This window comes from Vibrio sp. 1F279 (assembly GCF_041439815.1).
Lineage (GTDB): Bacteria > Pseudomonadota > Gammaproteobacteria > Enterobacterales > Vibrionaceae > Vibrio > Vibrio tasmaniensis_A.
In genome coordinates this window covers 1-3,178 of the sequence record NZ_JBGOOU010000098.1, presented here as the reverse complement: position 1 = coordinate 3,178, position 3,178 = coordinate 1, and the positions used below count along the sequence as shown (strand labels likewise).

General features: G+C 38.9%; 5 protein-coding genes. All 5 read right to left on the bottom strand.

Features of this window, described 5'->3' with window-relative positions:
* Positions 1-259 (bottom strand): hypothetical protein (locus tag ACED60_RS25445; protein WP_017098102.1); only part of this gene is annotated, 259 nt, incomplete at its 3' end.
* 57 nt (positions 260-316) lie between these two features.
* Positions 317-655: a hypothetical protein gene (locus ACED60_RS25440; RefSeq protein ID WP_017098101.1), complete on the bottom strand. Its 339-nt coding sequence runs from the start codon at positions 653-655 to the stop codon at positions 317-319.
* Complete coding sequence (locus ACED60_RS25435; RefSeq protein WP_017098100.1) at positions 655-813, bottom strand: hypothetical protein; 159 nt, start codon at positions 811-813, stop codon at positions 655-657. Before ACED60_RS25435 ends, ACED60_RS25440 begins: the two co-directional genes overlap by 1 nt.
* Before the next feature lie 399 nt (positions 814-1,212).
* Entirely contained in the window at positions 1,213-1,455 is a 243-nt protein-coding gene (locus tag ACED60_RS25430; RefSeq protein ID WP_032499864.1) for a transposase, read from the bottom strand.
* 149 nt (positions 1,456-1,604) lie between these two features.
* A complete protein-coding gene (locus tag ACED60_RS25425; protein ID WP_017098606.1) occupies positions 1,605-2,093 on the bottom strand; it encodes an Hsp20 family protein in 489 nt (162 codons plus the stop codon).
* Between the last annotated feature and the right edge of the window lie 1,085 nt (positions 2,094-3,178).

Sequence of the window (3,178 nt, the reverse complement as noted above, 5' to 3'; positions counted from 1 at the left end):
ATAAAATATTCAACGTTTTACTGCCCACTTTTAAATCGACTCTCTTTATACCCAAGCGATAAAGGCAAGAGAGTACGTCATTTTGAAAAACATTGTATTGACTACGATTTAGAAGTAATAAAAATTCTTCTAACAAGTATCGTTTTTGAGCAAGCTGATAAAAATCACTTATCCTTTGCTTTACATCCAAGTCAATAACAGCGACTTCCAGGCGAGATTGATTCTTCTCAAATAAAAAACTAATCGGCCATTTTGACACAGAAAACCTCCATTATGTGTGAATTATAAAAACAGTCGTTACCGCTCGAAGGGAAAATTAGAGCAACATTTCTTCTTTAATTCCTACTTTGATTAATGCCGCCTTCTCAATCGCTGTTAGTTCTGAAAGCTCACTAACGAAATCACAATCCTTGAACCGAACGTCGGTCGCTTCACCCAACTTTTCACTCAATGCCGTCATCAAGCCTTCTACTAGGCCACTGAAACGCATGGCAGTCGAGATTAAAACATTGTCACCTTGCGCCAGATATGACGACGGAACTTGTTCAGCAACCAACCTAAAAACGCCTCGTAAACGCTGACCAAAAGCACCTTCCAATTGCGTTAATGTCGCTTTCAGGTCACTTTTCGACATTTGATCCAAAGCTGAACTCATTAAATCCCCATCAAAACGAGCATGAGCATTCGCATCAAGCGCGCCTTCAGTTTTTTTGCCGTTTTTTCATGCCATTGCAAGGCCGATGTATCAATAAAACCTTGTAAACCTTGCATAGTGGCGCTTACATTTGGACGTTTGTGTGAAAGTGAGTCCACAATTAATCCTAGATGCCCTGAATAATTTTTCTCTTGTTTAGGGACAGTAGAAAGCGCCAATTCACGAACTAGACTCAGATCCCCCTTTATTCAAGGCGATATTCTGAATAAATTTAAATGAAATATTGCCTTCGCTTAGCGCATCTTGTAGCTTATTTATTGTTTCACTAGATAATAATGGTGTTAAATTCGCTGTTACTCGTGTAGACAAGTAACTCACCGAATCCAGTGCTGTTTTCTTACTATTATCCTTAGCTGAACTACCTCTAATACCTAGATCATTATCAATTTCAGAACTAACAGCAATCGTCCTGACAGGATGCTCGCTCGAGCTTTGTTTCTGTGTTTCCGGCTCAAAATAAGAACTAATAGCCTCTTTAAGTCCACCAACTTGAGCAGTTAATTTTCGGTCATTGAATAGGTTTCAGCGACAATGGCGAGTTTAGTTTGAGCAGACCACTGCTCTGATGAAGTGTTGCTCTTTGGCACGGTGGCTCCTGAACTTCTGAGTTGCGGGCGCCAATAATACAGGGTCGCAGTGCTAATTCCTTCCTCTTCGGACACTTCTTTAACTGACATCGAATAGGGAGGCAGCAGCTTCTTCAATATCGCTTCTTTTCTTTCAACTGAGATACGAGACACAATTACTCTTTATCGCCCAAACTGGTTAAATTTTAACAGTGACAACTACCCTGCCAGATAGGGATATTGTGAACCCAGATTTAGACACAAGAACAGCTCCCGATTGGGAGCCGTTCCCCTTTCAAAAATGATAATGTGCTTTCACACTATCATTCTCCTTTAGCAGCTTTATTATCTTTGGTGCTTGTCTCTTCAGCCTTATGCTCTAATACATCACAGTTTTTATTGATAGTGATGGACTTAGGCTTCATAGCTTCAGGTATCTCTTTCACCAGAGTAATAGTTAACAATCCGTTAGAAAGATCTGCATCCGTAACTTCAACATAATCAGCTAAGTTGAACTTACGTTCGAATGTACGATTGGCGATACCCTGATACAGATATTTATTTTCTTTATCAGCACATTTTTGCCCACGTACACTTAGCACGCTCTTTTCTACTTGAATATCAAGCTCTTCCTGAGTAAATCCGGCTACGGCCAGGGTGATGGCATAGCGATTCTCTTTTAGAACTTCAATGTTATATGGTGGGTAACCGTTGATAGCAGTTTCACTGGTCATGGCATGATCAATTAATGATGCTAGACGGTCAAACCCAACACTACTACGGTATAGTGGAGATAGGTCAATTGAGCTCATAATATATCCTCCATAAGAAGCAATACAAAATAAAAACAAGAGTGATGAAAAGGCCTCTTGATAAGACAACCTTTTCAAGGTTTTTTATAGTGTTTACGAACAATTATTTCAATAGTTTTTATATAGCAATTTCTCATTGAATTAGTTTTTTTATATGAAATTGTTATATCCTATCTATAATGACGAGACAAAAATAGTTCATAATTAGACGGTCTCTCTACTCTCTGATGGGCAATATTCCACGATATGAATTACGCGGGTGGCATGGGGTCGAGATCGGTTGGTTGAGTTAGAAATGAAAAAAGGCAGACTTTCAGTCTGCCTTTTTTGAGTCACAAGAGATTACTATCAAATCAATTGGAAGGTGATTTATGAATGTGACTCTATGCTTATGTGCGGGTTATGTTTGAAAAATCAATAGCCATGTGATGATTTATTTAACGTAATGGTACTTAGTGTGAACCCAAATTTAGACACAAGAACAGCTCCCTATTAGGAGCTGTTCTGCGTTACGGAGTCACGCAATTGAACATAGGAATAATGAACACCAATAATTTTTTTTAGTGAGTTTTTTAAAATGTATGTCTTTTTACGGCATAACCTTGTTTTTCTTAGATTCATCACTACATCAAATATGAACAATGTTGCTGTTAAACTAGTTTAAAGGTTTTGTATGGCTATCTATGTAGCGCCTGGTAATAAAGTCGGGCGAGATGGGGCTCTTTTCAAGAGTGTAAAATTAATACAACAAATCATACGGTTGTAGTAAAATATGGTCGGTATTGTACTATCCGTGATCATGAAATAGCGCCTCCAACAAGTACTGCAGCGCGACATTGGTTGCAGATTTATAGAACACCAGATAATACGGAGTAATGTCCGTAACATTATCGTAGAAAGGTCGCTTAGCGGCCTTTCTGCATTTGTAAGTATTAGGTAGCCTCCTTGCGGCTTTGTTGCGTAATTAAATTTAGAGATAGAGCTACCCCGTTTCGCGTATTTCTTAGTCAATACGACAAGTTTCAGGCACACCTAACCCAGTAAGCTTGTTCAACGCTTTTATCATCGCGTAAGTTTCACCCACC